The sequence below is a fragment of the Bradyrhizobium sp. UNPF46 genome (genome assembly GCF_006658625.1).
GTDB classification, from domain to species: Bacteria; Pseudomonadota; Alphaproteobacteria; order Rhizobiales; family Xanthobacteraceae; genus Bradyrhizobium; species Bradyrhizobium nitroreducens.
Map to the genome: position 1 here is coordinate 15,155 of NZ_LFJB01000027.1, position 18,016 is coordinate 33,170.

Sequence of the window (18,016 nt, forward strand, 5' to 3'; positions counted from 1 at the left end):
CCTCTTCGGCGAGCCTCGAAGGGCGACGGCCCGGCTGCATCTCGGCCGTGCATCCTTCGAGGCTCACCACGCGATGCGTTCGCATTGCATGGTTCGCACCTCAGGATGACGGGTCTGATAGTGCCGCCCTCGCGCCTCAGAACAGGCTGCCCTGATCCACCGGCTTGGCCACGCGCTTCGGCGCGGGCTTGGTGTCCGCCGCCGCTGGCTTGGCTTGCACCGGCGCGCGCTTGGCGGTCGGCGCGGGCCGGTCCGCATCCGCGGTCGCCGCAACACGTCCATCCGCGAACTCGATCTCGAGCCGCGCGCCCGGACCGACGCTGTCGGCCGCATGCACGGGATGCCCCGCCTCGTCCCGCACCAGCGCAAAGCCGCGCGCGAGCACGCCGCGATAGGACAGTGCCGAGAGCAGCTTGCCGCTGGCTTCGACGCGCGCGTCCAGCCGCTGCAGCAGCGTCGCCAGCGCGCGGCCGGCGCGCTCGGCGAGCCGATGCGTGCGCTCGCGCTGGCGGGCAATGGCGTTGCGCTGCGCCTGCGCGTTGGAGAGTTTTGAGGCGCGCAGGCGAACTTCCAGCCCGGCAAAGCGGTCGCGCCGCTGCCGCAGCAGCGAGCGCGCGGACAGCCCGAGCCGCTCGCCGCACACGGTGAGGCGGTGGTCGGCCTGCGAGATCTGCCCGTGCAGCACCCGCAGCGTCAGCTTCGAGCTCGCCGCGGTAAACCGGCGGAAATGCGCGTGCGTGTTGGCCTTGAGACAGCGGGGCAGGGCGCTTCCTGCCGAATCCAGCCGTTGCCGGGGAATGGCGAGCAGATCGCCGGCCGCCGGCAGTGCGCGCGCGGCGGCGCGCAGCTCGCTACGGCGGCTTTCCTGGCTGCGTTGCCAATAGGCGCGGGTGCGCCGGCCGAGATCGGCGACCTCGACGAACAATTCGCTGCGCACCGGCACGGCCATCTCCGCCGCCGCCGTCGGCGTCGGCGCGCGCTTGTCGGCGACGAAGTCGATCAGCGTGATGTCGGTCTCGTGGCCCACCGCCGAGATCAGCGGGATCATGCTCTCGCTTGCGGCCCGCACCACGATCTCCTCGTTGAACGACCAGAGATCCTCCAGCGAGCCGCCGCCGCGCGCGACGATCAGAACGTCGGGCCGCGGAATCTTGCCGCCTTCAGGTAGCGCGTTGAAGCCGCGGATCGCAGCCGCCACCTGCTCGGCCGAACCTTCGCCCTGCACCTTCACCGGCCACACCAGCACGTGGCGGGGAAAGCGGTCCTCCAGCCGATGCAGGATGTCGCGGATCACGGCGCCGGTCGGCGAGGTCACGACGCCGATCACCTCGGGCAGCCAGGGCAGCAGCTGCTTGCGCGCCTCGTCGAACAGGCCTTCCGCGGCGAGCTTCTTCTTGCGCTCCTCCATCAGCGCCATCAGCGCGCCGATGCCGGCCGGCTCCAGCGCCTCGATCACGATCTGGTATTTCGAGGAGCCCGGATAGGTCGTGAGCTTGCCGGTGGCGATCACCTCCAGCCCCTCCTGGGGCTTGAAGCGCATGCGGCCGTGCACGCCCTTCCAGATCACCGCCTCGATCTTGGCGCTCTCGTCCTTCAGCGCGAAATAGCAATGGCCGGAGGAGTGGGCGCCGCGGAAGCCGGAGATCTCACCGCGGACCCGGACGTGGCCAAAGGTGTCCTCCACCGTCCGCTTCAGGGACTGCGAGAGCTCGGAGACGGTGAATTCGTACGCGTTGTTCAGTTGTTCCGCAGGCGGCATCAGCAAACGATTCGGGGTTTCGGGGTCAGACCCGACGTTAAGGATTTTCGCCGCGCGGCGCCAATCCGGGGATTGATCTCAAGAGTACTCTGTATTATAGAGTTCTCTATTGATTGATGCGTTGAGGAGGCGAGCCATGGCGATCCGGTTGCTGCGAGGCGCTTTGAACGGCGTGAAATGGGCCCTGTGTGCGGTCGGCGCCGCGGCGCTGATCCTGACCGCGATGATCGCAACCCCGCTGCAGCGGCCGCCCGAGATGCGCTCGGTGTCGGATTCCACCAAGGGGATCGACTGGTCGACGCTGCCGCCGCTCGAGCGCTTCCAGGCGCGCGACGGCACCTGGATCGGCTATCGCCATTACGCACCGATCGGCCCGGCGACGGGTGGCGGGGCGGTCTTCATCCACGGCTCCTCCGGCTCCAGCGGCACCGTCAACCATGCGCTGACCCATGCCATCGCCGCACGCGGGGTGGAGACCTGGGCGCTCGACATCCGCGGCCATGGCGGCTCCGGAACGCGCGGCGATATCTTCTATGTCGGCCAGCTCGAGGACGATTTGATCGATTTCGTCGCCCATCTGCGTCAGACCGCGCCCGACCTGCCGCTCACCCTGATCGGCCATTCCGCCGGCGCCGGCTTCTCGCTGCGCGTCGCCGCGACGGCGATCATGCAGGACATGTTCGTGCGCACCGTGCTGCTCGCGCCCTATCTCGGCTGGGATGCACCGACCAACCGGCCGGGCAACGGCGGCTGGGTCAGTGTCGACCTCCCGCGCTTCTTCGGCCTCACGGCGCTGCGTAGGCTCGGCATCGACTGCTGCTCGCAGCTTCCGGTGCTCGCCTTCGCGGTGCCGGCGACCTCGGCGAAGTACCTCACCTCGACCTATTCCGATCGCCTGATGCGCAACTTTACCACGCGCGGCTATCGGGTCGATCTGCCGGCGACGACGCGTCCGATCACGATCTTTGGCGGCGCCGAGGACGAGATGATGATCTCGGACAAATATGCGGAAGCCGTGCAGGCGGTGAAGCCGTCGGTCGACGTCAAGATCATCGACGGCATCAACCACATGGGCATCGTCACCAATCCGAAGGCGATCTCCGTGATCGCCGAGGACGTCGCAACGCGCGGGGGCGGGCAGTCATGATGCGCCCCATTGACGGCAAGGCCATCGGAGATGAGCGCGGCTTCCCCACGGCCATCCTTCGAGACGCCCGCCTGTGGCAGGCCCTCAGGATGAGGGCGGAGTTTGCGGCGCTCGCTTCAACGGGTTTTGATGCAGCAGAGATTCATCTAGAAGCAAAGCTGCCTCTGAGCCTCATCCTGAGGAGACCGCGAAGCGGTCGTCTCGAAGGACGAGGCGCTTGCTCAGGCGTCACCGCGCTCGCGGCCATCCTTCGAGACGCCTGCCTGCGGCAGGCCCTCAGGATGAGGACTGAATGCGTGGCAGCTGCTTCAAAAGCAAAGCTGCCTCTGAGCCTCATCCTGAGGAGACCGCGAAGCGGTCGTCTCGAAGGACGAGGCGCTTGCCCAGGCGTCACCGCGCTCGCGGCCATCCTTCGAGACGTCTGCCTTCGGCAGGCCCTCAGGATGAGGATCGACTGCGTGGCGGCTGGTTCAAAAGCAAAGCTGCCTCTGAGCCTCATCCTGAGGAGACCGCGAAGCGGTCGTCTCGAAGGACGAGGCGTGCGCTCGGGTATCGCCGCGAGTCCGCGATGGCTCCGAGACAGAAAGGGATGACATGATCGACAGCAAGGAGGCCTCCGCGGCGCTGGCCGATATCGACGACATCGTCCAGCGCCTGAAGCAATCGCAGCTCTACGAGCTGGCGAGCCTGGCTGCGGTGTGGTGGGGCGTGATCGTGTTCGCAGCCAATCTCGTGACCTGGCTCTGGCCGATCTACGCGGGCTACGCCTGGGTTGCCGCGGATGTCTTGGGCGTCGGCGGTCTGGTCGCGCTCCGCCTGCTGAATCCGCCGCAACACGCCAACGGTTCCGCGGCCAGCATCAGGATGCTGCTGGTGCTCGCGCTGTTCTTCGCCTTCGGTTATCTCTGCACTGACGTGATCGGCCATTTCGGCCCGCGCCAGCTGGGCACGTTCTGGCCGCTCTATTTCATGCTGTTCTACACGATGGCCGGCCTCTGGTTCGGTCATGCCTTCCTGGCGATCGGCCTCGGCATCGCCGCGCTGACGTTGTTCGGCTTCTTCTACATCGGCGAGGCGTTCCCGCTCTGGATGGCCTTCGTCAACGGCGGCGGCCTGATCCTCGGCGGCCTCTGGATGCGGCGGATCTAGCGCATGGCCGAGCTCGACGACATCATCCACCAGCCGCTGCGGCTCAAGATCATGGCCGCCTTGAACGCGCTGCCGGTGTCAGCCGGCCTGGAATTCGCACGCCTGAAGAAGCTCACCGGTGCCACCGACGGCAATCTCGGCGCGCACATCGAGACGCTGGCGAAGGCGGGCTACGTCTCGGTGGACAAGGCGTTCGTGGGGAAGAAGCCGCAGACGACGGTGACGGCGACCGCAGCGGGCCGCGGCGCGTTCGCGCGGCATGTCGCGACGCTGCAGGAGATCATTGCGGGGAAGCAGGTGTAGCGTTGCGTCATCATGCCAACGCGCCTCTGCCGACGAATTACCCCCCGATGAGATCGTATTCTCGTTGCATGCGCGGAATTATTTCACGCAGTGCTGCATCACACACCACGCTGCCGGCTTTGCCGTAGTTCACGCTGGCGGGGACCCAATTGGTGCCAGGTATTTCAGCAGTTCGATAGAACGATATCGCCTTGAACCCGTCGCAGTGAGCGCGGCGGCGTACATCGTTAACGATCAGGCTCTCAAGTTGGTCGTGGGTGACGCCAATCTTCATATTAATCTGCATTGCGATTCTCATTGTCGTGGAGGGACAAAGTTTCGGTAAGCCGTGTGGCGGAATCGCGCCAACAATACGGCCGAGTTTGCGTGAACCCGGCGCGGGCAAACAGTTAACTGCATATCCCCAACCAGGGATTCATGATTATCTGCCTATTCAATCTGAGAGGGCAAACCGGAGGGATGATTACGAAGCAGATCTTCGATCTCGTCGAGCCACACTTTCAGTTGGCCGCGCCATGCAGGTGTCTCGTCGCGATTGTTGGTGCCGACCCGAAGGCCGCGTTGATCAATAGCGTCGATCATTCCGATCAGTTCGTGGCGCCTCTTCTTCAGATCGAAGACCTGCCTCTGCAAAAGGATGAGAAGGTTCGCTACCGGCCCGGAAATTTCCTGCGGATCATCGCCGCTAGAGTATCGTTGTGCTTGACGAAGGCTGATGCCAAGAATTGGCGCGGCCGCATAGACAGACAAGTTTAGATACTTAAGCGATCTGTTGAAATGAGTTGCATTCATTCAATTTGCCTCCGAGCGTCAATATATGACATTATGGCGTATACGTCAAGGTGACGTGATTTAGCGCCACGGCGCAATCAAGGGACGAGCAGCTTCGTCGCGTTCGCGCGGCGCGACTCTCTCGACCATCATTCGGTTTCGGTGACAGTGCACTGAACCATGTCGATTGATGTTTGGCTTTAGTTTTAGAATTTCATGCACTGTCACTGTAATTCATTTTGTTTTACACCCTTGCGGGCCTCTGGTTCGGCAAGGCCTTCATCGCATCGGTCTTGGCGTCACGGCCCTGACGCTGATCGGCTATGTCTATATCGGCGAGGCGTTCCCGCTCTGGATGGCCTTCGTCAACGGCGGCGGCCTGATCCTCGGCGGCCTCTGGATGCGGCGGATCTGATGGCCGAGCTCGACGACATCATCCACCAGCCGCTGCGGCTGAAGATCATGGCGGCGCCGAATGCGCTGCCTGCGACGGCGGGCCTGGAGTTCGCACGGCTGGAGAAACTCACCGGAGCCACCGACGGCAATCTCGGGGCTCATATCGAGACGTTGGCGAAGGCGGGTTACGTCTCGGTGGAGAAGGCGTTCGTGGGGAAGAAGCCGCAGACGACGGTGACGGCAGCGGCGGCGGGCCGCGGGGCGTTCGCGCGGCATGTGGCTACGTTGCAGGAGATCATTGCGGGGAAGCGGGGGTAGCTCGCTCCGAAGCATCACCGGTCATCCCGTCATCCTGAGGTGCTCAAGCAGCGGCGCGCCTGCGCCGGTGCTTGAGCCTCGAAGGATGAACGGCCCCGTTGCAGCAGCCGGGCCGTCGCCCTTCGAGGGCCGCTGAAGGAGCGGCCGCCTCAGGGTGACGGTCTTAGGTGTCACGATCGATGAAAGGGCCGTGAAGGGAAGTCTGGTTTCACGAGTTCTGTGACAGTGCACTAAACATGTCGACTGATGCTTTGGCCTCAGCTTTAGGAATTTTATGCACTGTCACCGTAATTCCTAGGTCTACGGACGCGTAGAAAGGCACGCGTGATGGGTTTCGCAAGGGCTCAACCCCTCCTACGGGCATCAGCGGCGCGTGGCCTCAATCAGACTTTGCACAGCGAATCCTGCGGATGCAATCTTGTTATTCTCGCGGATCGCGTCGAGGATGAACGCCTGAGCAAATCTTTCGAGTTCGGACGAGAGGACGATCCGCTGTCCTTTGTGTACAAGGTCGCCGCGGAGGTTCAGCAAGGCGAGCACCTTCTCGATTGCGGTTCTATGTAGTTCTGAATCCTTCCGGTAAAGGTGGCTAAGATAGTTCTTGATATTCTTTCTCGTTAGAATCTCGAGCGCCGTGACATAAGAAACTACTTTGGAGGCATTGTCGTTCGCCGAGAAAGCTAGTCCAGCGAACCATAGCGCGGCATGGGTCCGATCACCCCGCGCATCAAGTCTACTATCTGGATTTTCATCAGCGAACTTTATTGGTGTCCAATCGACAGGTGACGGACCAACGACGCCGAGTGTTCCACTGAGGAATTTTTTGCGAGTAGTGCAGAAGTATGAGGAGAACAGGCAACGGCCGAGCAAGACGTTCCCTGATAGTAATGAGATTAGGCCAAGCGCATCAAGCGATCCTGAGAGAGCCGGCGCCTCCCGATCATGATCAGATTGACGGGATGCCAATATCATCAAAGTCTGATCGTTTAGCGTCAATTTGCGTGCAGTGACATGGATCGAACCAGCTTCCGCACTGTGCGAAAATGAAAGTGTCTCCACTGGAATTGAGAACTCTAACTTGTCATCAATCGTTACGAACTTGATCATGCCATCGGCGGGTAGTTCGATGGAGCGGGGGAGATGCGCTTTCAGAAACTCCTGCGTAAATTCTGGACGACCACGCCACGAGTAAGCCCTTACGTGAAATACTCCGTTATTATCCTGACCAAGTTCTGGTTTTGGAAAGGCAGTTAGGGTCTCAGCTAAATGAACTTCAAACGCTGAAGGCTCGTCCGCGAACCATACCCAAAATCGATCTCCAACCGCTGCCTGCCTCGTCGGCTCATCTTGATCTCTCTGGCCAATTGATCCGGTTGCGTCCATTATTCCGCCGTTACTATTTTTCCATAGTCTCGTTGCGTGCCAACGCCTTTGGTACGGCCATTCGCACCGGACTGGGGGCGGGCCTCGCCAGCTTGTGTGTTCGCTCGTTCTTTAGCGCGCTTTGCCCAGCTCAATGGTCCTATGGCTGCCTCTGGTGGAGCTGGCCAATTTAGCTGATTCTGCCCCGGAATGACGGGGAGTTTGCCGCCAGCCCCCCTTGAGCCCCACCCCGATTCGTGCGACCTCCGCCCCAGTAAAACCCCTCATTTCCGAGCCCTCGATGCACATTCTCCTCCTCGGTTCCGGCGGCCGCGAACATGCTCTGGCTTGGAAGATCGCGGCCTCTCCCCTGGTGACCAAATTCTGGTGCGCGCCCGGCAATGCCGGCATCGCGAAGGAGGCCGAATGCGTGGCGCTCGATGTCGCCGACCACGCCGCGGTGATCGCCTTCTGCAAGCAGAACAAGGTCGAGCTGGTGGTGGTCGGGCCGGAGACGCCGCTGGCGGCCGGCATCGTCGATGATCTCACCGCCGCCGGCATCAAGGCGTTCGGGCCGAACAAGATCCCCGCCCAGCTCGAAAGCTCCAAGGGGTTCACCAAGGCGCTGTGCACCGAGTTCGGCATTCCGACCGGGGCCTATAAGCGTTTCACCAATGCCAATGACGCGCGCGCCTATGTGCAGAGCCAGGGCGCGCCGATCGTGGTGAAGGCCGACGGGCTCGCCGCCGGCAAGGGCGTCGTCGTGGCCAAGACCGTGCGCGAGGCGGAGGACGCCATCGCCATGATGTTCGAGGGCGCCTTCGGCGAGGCCGGCGCTGAGGTCGTGATCGAGGAATTCTTGCCCGGCCGCGAGATCAGCTTCTTCGCGCTGTGCGACGGCGAGACCGCCATTCCGCTGGCCTCCGCGCAGGACCACAAGCGCGTGTTCGACCACGATGTCGGGCCGAACACCGGCGGCATGGGCGCCTATTCGCCGACGCCGCTGGTGACGCCTGCCGTCCACGACGCGATCATGGCCAAGATCATCCTGCCGACGGTCGCGGGCATGAAGCAGCGCGGCACGCCGTTCCGCGGCATTCTCTATGCCGGCATCATGCTGACGACGCAGGGCCCAAAGCTGTTCGAGTTCAACGTCCGCTTCGGCGACCCCGAATGCCAGGTGCTGATGCTGCGCATGATGAGCGACATCGTGCCGGCGCTGCTCGCCGCCTGCGACGGGCAGCTGAAGAATTTCGACCTGCGCTGGCACAAGGAAGCCGCGATCACCGTGGTGATGGCGGCCAAGGGCTATCCCGGCGACTACCAGAAAGGGACGCGCATCGAGGGGCTCGATGAGGCCGCCAAGGTGGACAATGTCGAGATCTTCCACGCCGGCACGGTTGCGAAGGACGGCGCGATCCTCGCCAATGGCGGCCGCGTGCTCAATGTCTGCGCGCTCGGGGCGACCGTGACGGAAGCGCAGGCCCGCGCCTACCAGGCCGTCGACCGCATCAAATGGCCGGAAGGTTTCTGCCGCCGCGACATCGGCTGGCAGGCGGTCGAGGCCGAGAAGGCCAGGGGCTGACGGGGGCTCGTCCGGAGCCGGCTCGGGCGCGGTCATCGTCACCGGTTCGCCACATGTGCTCGCCAGAATGTGGTGTAAGTCGTTGGGCTTAGTGACCCCGATGATGATACCGGTACTGTGCATGGGGTTGTTTTCGCAAAATTAGATGTCGGGGACCGGCCCGACTGCCCTTCAAGGATGCAACAAGATGTCCGATCTCGCCGACCTCTATCCGGGCTTTCGCTCCGAATGGATCGATACCTCGTTCGGCCGCGTCTTCGCCCGCGTCGGCGGCAGCGGACCGCCGCTGCTGCTCCTGCACGGCTTCTCCGAGACCCACGTGATGTGGCACCGCGTGGCGCCGCAACTGGCCGACAAGTTCACGCTGATCATCGCCGACCTGCCGGGCTATGGCTGGTCCGACATGCCCGAGAGCGATGCGTTGCACATCCCCTACAGCAAGCGCGCGATGGCGAAAGCCATGGTCGAAATGATGGAGCGGCTCGGCCACGTGCACTTCGCGCTAGCCGGCCACGACCGCGGCGGCCGCGTATCGTATCGGCTGGCGCTCGACCATCCCGGCCGGCTCTCCAAGCTCGCGGTGCTCGATATCCTGCCGACCTATAATTACTGGGAGCGGATGAACCGCGCCTACAGCTTGAAGATCTGGCACTGGACCTTCCTGGCCCAGCCCGCGCCGCTGCCGGAGACGCTGATCGCAGGGCAGGGCGAGTTCTTCCTGCGCTTCAAGATGGCGAGCCAGACCAAATCGAAGACGCTGGACGCCATCGACAAGCGCGCGCTCGAGCACTACCTCGCCCCGTTCCGCGATCCCGCCCGCATCCATGCGATGTGCGAGGATTACCGCGCCGGCGCCACTTTCGACTACGACGTCGACAAGGCCGATTTCGAGGCCGGCAAGAAGATCACCGTGCCGATGCTGGCGCTGTGGGGCAATGCCGGCATCGCCCAGGCCGCCGCAACGCCGCTCGACACCTGGAAGCAATGGGCGACCAACGTGGAGGGCATGCCGGTGGAGTCCGGCCACTTCCTCACCGAGGAGAATCCGGAGGTCACCGCGAAGGCGTTGCGCGAGTTCTTCGCAGGGTGAGACTCTTGTAGCCCGGATGAAGCGAAGCGTAATCCGGGTTTTGCCAACGCCGCGACACCGCCCCGGATTGCGCTTCGCTCCATCCGGGCTACGAGCTACCGCCGCTCCCGAAAGAACTCCTTCAGCAGCCGCGCCGCCTCGCTCTCGCCGACGCCGGAATAGACGTCCGGGGCGTGGTGGCAGGTCGGCGAGGCAAAGAAGCGCACGCCTGATTCCACCGCGCCGCCCTTGGGGTCGGCGGCGCCGTAATAGAGCCGCCTCACCCTTGCAAAGGAGATCGCGCCCGCACACATGGTGCAGGGCTCGAGCGTCACGTAGAGGTCGCAGTCGATCAGGCGCTCGCTGCCGATCTTGCTGGCCGCCTCGCGCAGCGCCACGATTTCGGCATGGCCGGTGGGGTCGTGGTCGGTCAGCGTCCGGTTGGCGGCGGTGGCGATGACCTCGTAGTTGCGGACGATGACGCATCCGATCGGCACTTCGCCCGATTTTCCGGCGTTTTCGGCCGTTTTGAGCGCCAAATCCATGAAAGAGGGGGCTTTCAAGCCTCGTATCATCCGAAGAAACCTGCTAGTAGCTGCGCCTTCAGCAGAAGTGCTTACCGATCTTGCCTGAGCATGCGGCTCCGAATGAGCGCGCACAATGCTTTTTGGCCATCCCCTGAGTGAGATTACCCATGCCTCGCGACAGCGACAAAGACAACGATTCCCGCGGCCGGCGAGGCCCGGCCCGAGGACCGTCAAAAGGCGGCCGCAGCGGCAAGGCGCGCGGCCCCGAGAAGAAATTCGCCAAGCGCGGCTTCGAGGGCAAGAGTGAGGCGAGAGGCGATCGCAATAGCCGCCCGCCTCGCGCCGACCGCGGTGATCGTCCGTTCCGCCGCCGCGAAGAGGGCGATGCCCCGCGGCGCGATTTCAGTGATCGTCCGCGCTTCAAGCGCGACGAGCGTGGTGGCGAAGGCCGCGGCGAGCGCAGCTTCAAGCCGCGTGGCGACCGTCCGTTCTCCGATCGCTCCTCGCGCGACGGCGAGAAGCGGCCGTTCAAGCCGCGTGGCGATCGCCCGTCCTTCAGCCGTGACGACCGTCCGCCGCGTAGGGATCGCGATGACTCGCGGCCGGCCAGCCGGTCCGGCGGTGAGAGGAAGTTCGGCGAGAAGCGGCCCTATGCGCCGCGCGGCGACCGTCCGGAGCGCAAGTTCGACGGCGAGCGCAAGTTTTCGCGTGGCGGACCGGATCGGGATCGCGGCCCGCGCGAGGATCGCGGCGAGCGCAGCTTCAAGCCGCGTGGCGACCGCCCGAATTTCGATCGCGGCGATCGTGCGCCGCGCGGCGAGCGCCCGGAGCGCAAGTTCGACGGTGAGCGGAAATTTTCGCGTGGTGCACCGGATCGCGACCGTGGGGATCGCGGCCCGCGCAAGGATTTTGGCGGCCGCGACCGCGGCGCAGACAAGCCGTGGCAGAAGCGCGAAGGCGGCGGCGAGGATCGTCCGCGCTTCTCGCGCGCGCGCGATGATCGGCCGTCGGGTGATCGTCCGTTCCGTGACCGCCCGAAATTCGAACGCCCGCGCGAGCGCTCCGAGGGGCGTTCCGACTGGCACGAGCATCCGCGCAGCGAGGGCCGTAGCGGCGATCGTCCGCGCCGCGACAACGAGGATGAGAGCAGGATTTTCGAGAAGCGCCCGGCCTTCGGCGGCCGCGGCGCCTATCGCGAACGCGAGCGTGATTTCGACCGCCGTCCGCGCCGGGAGGAAGAGCCGCCGAAGCCGAAGAAGGCCGGCGAGCGTATCGCCAAGGTGCTGGCGCGGGCGGGCCTTGCCTCGCGCCGCGACGCCGAGGAGATGGTCACGCAGGGCCGCGTCACCGTCAACGGCCGTGTCATCAATTCGCCGGCGCTCGACATCACCAAGAACGACGTCGTCCTGGTCGACGGCAAGCCGTTGCCCGAGCGCGAGCGCACGCGGCTGTTCCTCTATCACAAGCCGCGCGGGCTGATGACGACGCATGACGACCCCGAGGGTCGTCCGACCGTGTTCGACAATCTGCCCGAAGGGCTGCCGCGCCTGATCAGCGTCGGCCGGCTCGACTTCAACACCGAGGGCCTGTTGCTGCTCACCAATGATGGCGGGCTGGCGCGCACGCTCGAGCTGCCCGACACGGGCTGGCTGCGCCGCTACCGCGTCCGCGCCCATGGCGACGTCACGCAGGCGCAGCTCGACGAGCTCAAGGGTGGCATCGAGATCGAGGGCGTCAAATACGGTCCGATCGACGCGACGCTGGAGCGCGATCAGGGTGCCAATGTCTGGCTGGTGTTCGCGATCCGCGAAGGCAAGAACCGCGAGGTGCGCAACGTCTGCGCCCATCTCGGCCTCGAGGTGAACCGGCTGATCCGCGTCTCCTACGGCCCGTTCCAGCTCGGTGAGGTCCCCGAAGGCCAGGTCGAGGAGATCCGTTCGCGCGTGCTGCGCGATCAGCTCGGCGAGAAGATCATCGAGAAGTCGGGGGCGCAGTTCGACGTGCCCGCGAAGTCGGGCGCGCGCGTCGACGACGCGCCGAGCGAGAAAAAGCCTGTCAGCAAGCGCGCCGTGATCAACGACCGCAAGGGCCGCCGCGTGCTGGTGCAGCGCACCGGCAGCGAGGAGGCGCGCGAACGCAACGAGGAAGAGGCGAGCGGCTACGGCCCGCCGCGCCGTCCCAAGCGCGGCTATCACGGCAAGCGCGACCTGACGCCGAAGGAGGACTAGGTTGCGCGTCGTCGGCGGTCGCTTGAAGGGGCGTAATCTCGCCTCACCGTCCTCGCGTGACATCCGCCCTACGGCGGACCGCTTGCGCGAATCCGTGTTCAACATCCTCGTGCACGCCTATGGCGATCCGATTCTGGACGCGCGCGTGCTCGATCTCTTCGCCGGCACCGGCGCGCTCGGCATCGAGGCATCCTCCCGCGGCGCGAAGTTCGTGCTGTTCGTGGACAATGGCGCGGAAGCGCGCGCGCTGCTGCGCAACAACGTCGAGTCGCTCGGCCTCGGCGGCGTCACGAAAGTCTATCGCCGCGATGCGACCGATCTCGGGCCCGCGCATCCCGTCGAGCCGTTCTCGCTCGTGTTCCTCGATCCGCCCTACGGCAAGGGCTTTGCGGAGAAGGCGCTGGCGTCCTTGCGCGATGGCGGCTGGCTGACACCAGGCGCGTTGCTGGTGGTGGAAGAGGCGAAGGCCGCGCAGTTCGTGACGCCGGATGGCTTCGAGGAATTGGAGCGGCGGGCGTATGACGACACGGAGTTCGTGTTTCTGAGGAAGCCGTAGCTTCGTATCGGTGCGTAGGGTGGGTTAGCCGAAGGCGTAACCCACCGCTGTCTTTTTCCGCGGAAACAAAAGAGGTGGGTTACGCTTCGCTAACCCACCCTACGAATTCGCTACCGCCGCCCGAACAGCTTCTCCACATCCGACAGCTTCAGCTCGACATAGGTCGGCCGGCCGTGATTGCACTGGCCGGAATTCGGCGTCTCCTCCATCTCGCGGAGCAGGGCGTTCATCTCTTCAGGGCGCAGCCTGCGGCCGGCGCGCACCGAGCCGTGGCAGGCCATGGTCGCGGCGACGTGCATCAGGCGGCGCTCCAGCGGCAGCGCCTCGTCCCACTCGGCCATGTGCTCGGAGAGATCGCGCAAGAGGCCGCCGGCATTGGTCTTGCCGAGCAGCGACGGCGTCTCGCGCACCGCGACCGCGCCGGGGCCGAAGGATTCGATGACGAGGCCGAACGAAGCCAGCTCCTCGCTGCGCTCCAGCAGGCGTTCCACCGTCGCCTCGTCCATCTCGACGATTTCGGGGATCAACAGGATCTGCCGCTGCACGCCGTTTTCGGCCAGCGAGGCCTTCAGCCGCTCGTAGACGATGCGCTCATGCGCGGCGTGCTGATCGACGATGATGAGGCCGTCGCGGGTCTGCGAGACGATATAGGTCTCGTGGATCTGCGTGCGCGCCGCGCCGAGCGGGCGATCGACGAGATCACTCGCGGGCTGCGTCTCGATCCGCACGTCCGCGCTGGGGGCACCGACATCGAACGCGGCTTGCGCGCGCTCGGCGAATACAGGTGCGGCCGCGCCGTCGAATGACGGCATCGGCGCAGCGGGGGCGGCTGGCGAGGCGCGCCAGTCCCAGCTCGCCGGGCGTTGCGGCGTGAACGCGGGCCGGAACGCGGACAATGCGCTCTCGCCGCTGTTGGCGGCGGTGCGGCGGCCCTCGCGTGCGAGGGCTTCCTTCAATCCGTGCACGATCAACGCGCGGACGAGACCGGCATTGCGGAAGCGCACCTCGGTCTTGGCCGGGTGCACGTTGGCGTCGACCTCGCGCGGATCAAGCGCGACGAACAGCGCCAGCACCGGATGGCGGTCGCGCGGCAGATAGTCGGAATAGGCCGCGCGCACCGCGCCAAGGATCAGCTTGTCGCGCACCGGGCGGCCGTTGACGAAGAGATATTGCCCGAGCGCGTTGGCCTTGGTCAGCGCGGGCGCGGCAGCGTAGCCGGCGACGACGACGCCCTCGCGCTCGGCATGGACCTCGATGGCGTGGCTGCGGAATTCCGCGCCGAGGATGTCGCCGAGCCGGGTCAGCCGTCCGGCGGCGCCGGGCAGCGCCGCGGCCCAGGTCACCGGCGCGCGCTCCTCGCCGGCCAGTGTGAAGGCGATGTCGGGCCGCGCCATGGCGAGACGCCGGACCACCTCGCGGATGGCTTCCGCCTCGGTGCGGTCGGTCTTGAGGAACTTCAGCCGCGCCGGCGTTGCGTAGAAGAGGTCGTTGACCTCGACGCGGGTGCCATGCGCCAGCGCCGCCGGCATGATCTCGGATTTCTCGCCGCCCTCGACGCTGAGCGCCCAGGCGTGCGGCTCGCCGGCATGGCGGGTGGTGATGGAGAGGCGTGCCACCGAGCCGATCGAGGGCAGCGCCTCGCCGCGGAACCCGAGGGTGCGGATCTGGAGCAGATCCTCGTCGTCGAGCTTGGAGGTGGCATGGCGCTCCACCGCGAGCGCGAGGTCCTTCGCGGTCATGCCGCTGCCGTCGTCGGTGATGCCGATGCGCCGCCGCCCGCCGCCATCGGTGAAGACGTCGATTCGGCTCGCGCCGGCATCGATGGCGTTCTCGACCAGCTCCTTCACCACGCTCGCCGGGCGTTCGACCACCTCGCCGGCGGCGATGCGGTTGACGACCTGTTCTGGGAGCTGGCGGACGGGCATGAGGCGTTCGATCTGGATTCGCGGACAGCGCTATTCTAGGCCGTGTTGCGTCAAAAGCATGTGTTGGGCAACAGCCGTCTGGCCGCCTGGGGAAGAGGGCTACCTATCACATTGAAGACATTGGGCGTTCGAGAAAATCGCGCAGCCGGGATGGAGCGAGGTTCGGATACCGTCCTGATTGTGAGGTGCCTGGCCGCGGTGTAGCATCGTGAAAAAACGGCAACAGGACGGGAGGACGCCATGTGCCATCTCTTCGCGCACCAGCCCCAACGCGACTACGAATCCCAGACCCGCTCCTTGCGGATCGACGGTCATTGCACCTCGATCCGGCTCGAAATGGCGTTCTGGGACACGCTGGAGGAAATTGCCGCCAAGGAGAGCATGAGCCTCGGCAAGTTCCTGACCACGCTCTACAACGAGGTGCTCGACCACCACGGCGAGGTCAACAATTTCGCTTCGCTGCTGCGATGCTCGTGCCTGATCTATCGCTCGAAGACGATGGCGTCGGTGCAGGAGTTCAAGGCGCCCATCCTCGATGCGGCTGAGTAGTCGTCCCGACAAAGTTGCGTAGCCCGGATGGAGCGCAGCGAAATCCGGGATTCGTGCCGCAAGCAACAGCGGCCCCGGATTGCGCTGCGCTCCACCCGGGCTACGAGACTCCCTCCGCCGTCATTGCGAGGAGCTCTTGCGACGAAGCAATCCAGAGTCTTTCCGAGTCGGCAGTCTGGATTGCTTCGCTTCGCTCGCAATGACGGGGAGAGAACGGCGCGCAGTCAAATCTCCCTCTTCTGCATCGCCCCGGCAATGTAGTCCGCCTGCCGGATCGCCAGCGCGACGATGGTCAGGGTCGGGTTGCAGGCAGCGCCGCTGGTGAACTGGCTGCCGTCGGAGACGAACAGGTTCTTGACGTCGTGGCTCTGCCCGAACTTGTTGACGACGCCATCCCGCGGCTTCTCGCTCATCCTGTTGGTGCCGAGATTGTGCGTGCTCGGATAGGGCGGGGTCGGATAGGTCACGGTGGCGCCGACGGCGTCGTAGACCGCCGCGCCCTGCTTGTAGGCGTGGGCGCGCATCGCAAGGTCGTTGGGATGATCGTCGAAATGCACGCTCGCGACCGGCTGACCGTGCTTGTCCTTCACGACGGGATCCAGCGTGATGCGGTTGGTCTCCTGCGGCATGTCCTCGCCGACCAGCCACATGCCGGCCATCCGGGGATAGCCGTCGAGCGCTGACGTGAACGAGCGGCCCCAGGCGCCGGGATTGAGGAATGCCGCCATGAAGGGCAGGCCGATCGACAGCGTCTCCATCTCGTAGCCGCCGACGAAGCCGCGCTTCGGATTGTTGGCGGCCTCGTCACGGATGATGCCGGCCATGGTGGTGCCGCGATACATGTGCACCGATTTCTCGAACACCGCGTAGACGCTGCCGGTCATGTGCCGCATGTAGTTGCGGCCGACCTGTCCCGATGAATTGCCGAGGCCGTCGGGGAACATGGTCGAGGCGCTGTTGAGCAGCAGCCGCGGGCTCTCGATCGAGTTGCCGGCGACCGCGACGATGCGCGCCTTCTGGCGCTGCATGGCGCCGGTCCCGTCGGCATAGACGACGCCGGTGACCTTGCCGCCGGCATCATGCTCGATCTTGACCGCCATGCTGTCCGGCCGCACTTCGAGATTGCCGGTCGCCTCGCCTTTGGGGATCTCGGTGTAGAGCGTCGACCATTTCGCGCCGGATTTGCAGCCCTGGAAGCAGAATCCGATCTGCTGGCAGGAGCCGCGCCCGTCGCGCGGCTGGCTGTTGATTGCCATGTTGCCGGTGTGCACCGTCTTGTAGCCGAGCTTCTTTGCGCCGGCCTCCAGCACCTTGAAATTGTTGTTGCCGGGAAGTCCGGGAATGCCGTTGGTGCGGGTCACGCCCATCTTGTCCTCGGCCTTGGCGTACCACGGCTCCATCTCGGCAAGCGTCACCGGCCAGTCCAGGAGGTTGGCGCCGGGAATGTTGCCGTAGGTGCTCTTGACCTTGAACTCGTGCTCGTCGAAGCGCAGCGAGGCGCCGGCCCAATGCGTTGTCGAGCCGCCGACCGCCTTGACGATCCAGGCAGGCAGTCCCGAGAAATCCTTGGCGACGCGCCAAGTCCCCGATGTGGTGCGGGCATCGGTCCAGGCGAGCTGCGAAAAGCTCTCCCACTCGTCGTTGACGAAGTCGTGGTTCTCGATGCGGGGACCTGCTTCGAGGATGACCACCTTGACGCCCTTCTGCGCGAGCTCGTTGCCCAGCGTGCCGCCGCCGGCACCGGAGCCGACGATCACCACAACGCTGGAATCGTTCAGATCGAATTTTGCCATATGCGTTCTCCTGAACCGTTGGGGTGAATCTCAAGCCTTCGGCAGCCAGTCGATATCGGCGAAGCCGCGGTTGATGTAGCCGCCGTGCTCGGCCGAGGAGCCCTCGTAGCCGAACCGCGGCCAGACCTCTTTCTGGTTGTAGAGCGAGACGATGAGGTCGCCGCGCACCTTCTGGAAGAAGTCGTTTTGCTCGATCTCCTTCAGCAGCACGACGCGGTCGGCTTCCCAGGGCACTTCGGCGTATGCCACCTTGTGGCGGTCCCGCGCGTTCTGATCGAGCCGCGTGATGCCGTCGCTGATCAGCGATTTGACCGCGGGGTCTTTGGCCGCCTTGCCGTCCCACGGCTTGATCGCGGTGATGTAATAGCTGTCGCCGAGCACGTCGTGCGGATAGATGTCGCGCGCGACCTTCAGCAGCGTCTTCATCGTTGCGGGCGAGAGCGCGGTGGCGTCATCGGCCCAGGCATCCTCGATGCTCACAGTGACGCTGGTCGCGACAGCCACAACCGGCACGGCGGTGGCCGCGCCCTTGAGAAAGACGCGGCGGCTGTGCTTGCTTCGACGATCGACTTCTCTCAT

General features: G+C 64.9%; 17 protein-coding genes and 1 pseudogene. 10 read left to right on the plus strand and 8 right to left on the minus strand.

Annotated elements, in window-relative coordinates:
* Positions 1–136: 136 nt before the first annotated feature.
* Positions 137–1,759 (minus strand): exodeoxyribonuclease VII large subunit, encoded by a 1,623-nt coding sequence (gene xseA / locus UNPF46_RS12355; RefSeq protein ID WP_142250198.1) that lies wholly within the window; start codon positions 1,757–1,759, stop codon positions 137–139.
* A gap of 136 nt (positions 1,760–1,895) precedes the next feature.
* On the opposite strand from xseA, the gene UNPF46_RS12360 reads away from it, so the two are divergent.
* The 3 genes from UNPF46_RS12360 (at position 1,896) to UNPF46_RS12370 (ending at position 4,358) form a co-directional block, all read left to right on the plus strand.
* Complete coding sequence (locus tag UNPF46_RS12360) at positions 1,896–2,906, plus strand: alpha/beta hydrolase (protein WP_142250199.1); 1,011 nt, start codon at positions 1,896–1,898, stop codon at positions 2,904–2,906.
* 594 nt (positions 2,907–3,500) lie between these two features.
* Positions 3,501–4,055, plus strand: a complete 555-nt coding sequence (locus UNPF46_RS12365) for a hypothetical protein (RefSeq protein WP_142250200.1) — start codon at positions 3,501–3,503, stop codon at positions 4,053–4,055.
* 3 nt (positions 4,056–4,058) lie between these two features.
* The gene (locus UNPF46_RS12370) at positions 4,059–4,358 is read left to right on the plus strand and encodes a winged helix-turn-helix domain-containing protein (RefSeq protein WP_142250201.1); all 300 of its coding nucleotides are present in this window, start codon (positions 4,059–4,061) and stop codon (positions 4,356–4,358) included.
* A gap of 37 nt (positions 4,359–4,395) precedes the next feature.
* Here the strand turns inward: UNPF46_RS12370 and UNPF46_RS12375 are convergent, their stop codons facing one another.
* Both UNPF46_RS12375 and UNPF46_RS12380 read right to left on the minus strand, forming a co-directional pair.
* Complete coding sequence (locus tag UNPF46_RS12375) at positions 4,396–4,644, minus strand: hypothetical protein (protein WP_142250202.1); 249 nt, start codon at positions 4,642–4,644, stop codon at positions 4,396–4,398.
* A 143-nt stretch (positions 4,645–4,787) separates the two neighbouring features.
* Positions 4,788–5,150, minus strand: a complete 363-nt coding sequence (locus UNPF46_RS12380) for a hypothetical protein (RefSeq protein ID WP_142250203.1) — start codon at positions 5,148–5,150, stop codon at positions 4,788–4,790.
* 212 nt (positions 5,151–5,362) lie between these two features.
* On the opposite strand from UNPF46_RS12380, the pseudogene UNPF46_RS12385 reads away from it, so the two are divergent.
* Both UNPF46_RS12385 and UNPF46_RS12390 read left to right on the plus strand, forming a co-directional pair.
* Positions 5,363–5,544 (plus strand): annotated as a pseudogene (locus UNPF46_RS12385) (hypothetical protein); the annotation flags it as partial.
* Positions 5,544–5,843 carry a transcriptional regulator gene (locus tag UNPF46_RS12390; RefSeq protein ID WP_142250204.1) on the plus strand — a complete coding sequence of 100 codons (300 nt, stop codon included), beginning with the start codon at positions 5,544–5,546 and terminating at the stop codon, positions 5,841–5,843. The pseudogene UNPF46_RS12385 and the gene UNPF46_RS12390, both read left to right, overlap by 1 nt.
* A gap of 363 nt (positions 5,844–6,206) precedes the next feature.
* Here UNPF46_RS12390 and UNPF46_RS12395 read toward each other — a convergent pair whose 3' ends face one another.
* Positions 6,207–7,226: a hypothetical protein gene (locus UNPF46_RS12395; RefSeq protein WP_142250205.1), complete on the minus strand. Its 1,020-nt coding sequence runs from the start codon at positions 7,224–7,226 to the stop codon at positions 6,207–6,209.
* 280 nt (positions 7,227–7,506) lie between these two features.
* Between UNPF46_RS12395 and purD the strand changes: the two genes are divergently transcribed.
* Together purD and UNPF46_RS12405 are read left to right on the plus strand one after the other, a co-directional pair.
* Positions 7,507–8,790 carry a phosphoribosylamine--glycine ligase gene (gene purD, locus UNPF46_RS12400; protein WP_142250206.1) on the plus strand — a complete coding sequence of 428 codons (1,284 nt, stop codon included), beginning with the start codon at positions 7,507–7,509 and terminating at the stop codon, positions 8,788–8,790.
* Positions 8,791–8,977: 187 nt separating this feature from the next.
* Positions 8,978–9,880 carry an alpha/beta fold hydrolase gene (locus tag UNPF46_RS12405; RefSeq protein WP_142250207.1) on the plus strand — a complete coding sequence of 301 codons (903 nt, stop codon included), beginning with the start codon at positions 8,978–8,980 and terminating at the stop codon, positions 9,878–9,880.
* A gap of 95 nt (positions 9,881–9,975) precedes the next feature.
* Here UNPF46_RS12405 and UNPF46_RS12410 read toward each other — a convergent pair whose 3' ends face one another.
* Positions 9,976–10,434, minus strand: a complete 459-nt coding sequence (locus tag UNPF46_RS12410) for a nucleoside deaminase (protein ID WP_100176502.1) — start codon at positions 10,432–10,434, stop codon at positions 9,976–9,978.
* 119 nt (positions 10,435–10,553) lie between these two features.
* Here UNPF46_RS12410 and UNPF46_RS12415 point away from each other — a divergent pair, with 119 nt between their 5' ends.
* The gene (locus UNPF46_RS12415; protein ID WP_181769904.1) at positions 10,554–12,614 is read left to right on the plus strand and encodes a pseudouridine synthase; all 2,061 of its coding nucleotides are present in this window, start codon (positions 10,554–10,556) and stop codon (positions 12,612–12,614) included.
* Position 12,615: 1 nt separating this feature from the next.
* Positions 12,616–13,170 (plus strand): 16S rRNA (guanine(966)-N(2))-methyltransferase RsmD, encoded by a 555-nt coding sequence (gene rsmD, locus UNPF46_RS12420; RefSeq protein WP_142250209.1) that lies wholly within the window; start codon positions 12,616–12,618, stop codon positions 13,168–13,170.
* Between the two features lie 110 nt (positions 13,171–13,280).
* Here rsmD and mutL read toward each other — a convergent pair whose 3' ends face one another.
* The gene (gene mutL, locus UNPF46_RS12425; protein ID WP_142250210.1) at positions 13,281–15,095 is read right to left on the minus strand and encodes a DNA mismatch repair endonuclease MutL; all 1,815 of its coding nucleotides are present in this window, start codon (positions 15,093–15,095) and stop codon (positions 13,281–13,283) included.
* 240 nt (positions 15,096–15,335) lie between these two features.
* On the opposite strand from mutL, the gene UNPF46_RS12430 reads away from it, so the two are divergent.
* Positions 15,336–15,644, plus strand: a complete 309-nt coding sequence (locus UNPF46_RS12430; RefSeq protein ID WP_100176506.1) for a ribbon-helix-helix domain-containing protein — start codon at positions 15,336–15,338, stop codon at positions 15,642–15,644.
* Positions 15,645–15,868: 224 nt separating this feature from the next.
* Here UNPF46_RS12430 and UNPF46_RS12440 read toward each other — a convergent pair whose 3' ends face one another.
* The gene (locus UNPF46_RS12440) at positions 15,869–17,437 is read right to left on the minus strand and encodes a GMC family oxidoreductase (RefSeq protein ID WP_142250212.1); all 1,569 of its coding nucleotides are present in this window, start codon (positions 17,435–17,437) and stop codon (positions 15,869–15,871) included.
* A 30-nt stretch (positions 17,438–17,467) separates the two neighbouring features.
* The gene (locus UNPF46_RS12445) at positions 17,468–18,016 is read right to left on the minus strand and encodes a Twin-arginine translocation pathway signal (protein ID WP_100176509.1); all 549 of its coding nucleotides are present in this window, start codon (positions 18,014–18,016) and stop codon (positions 17,468–17,470) included.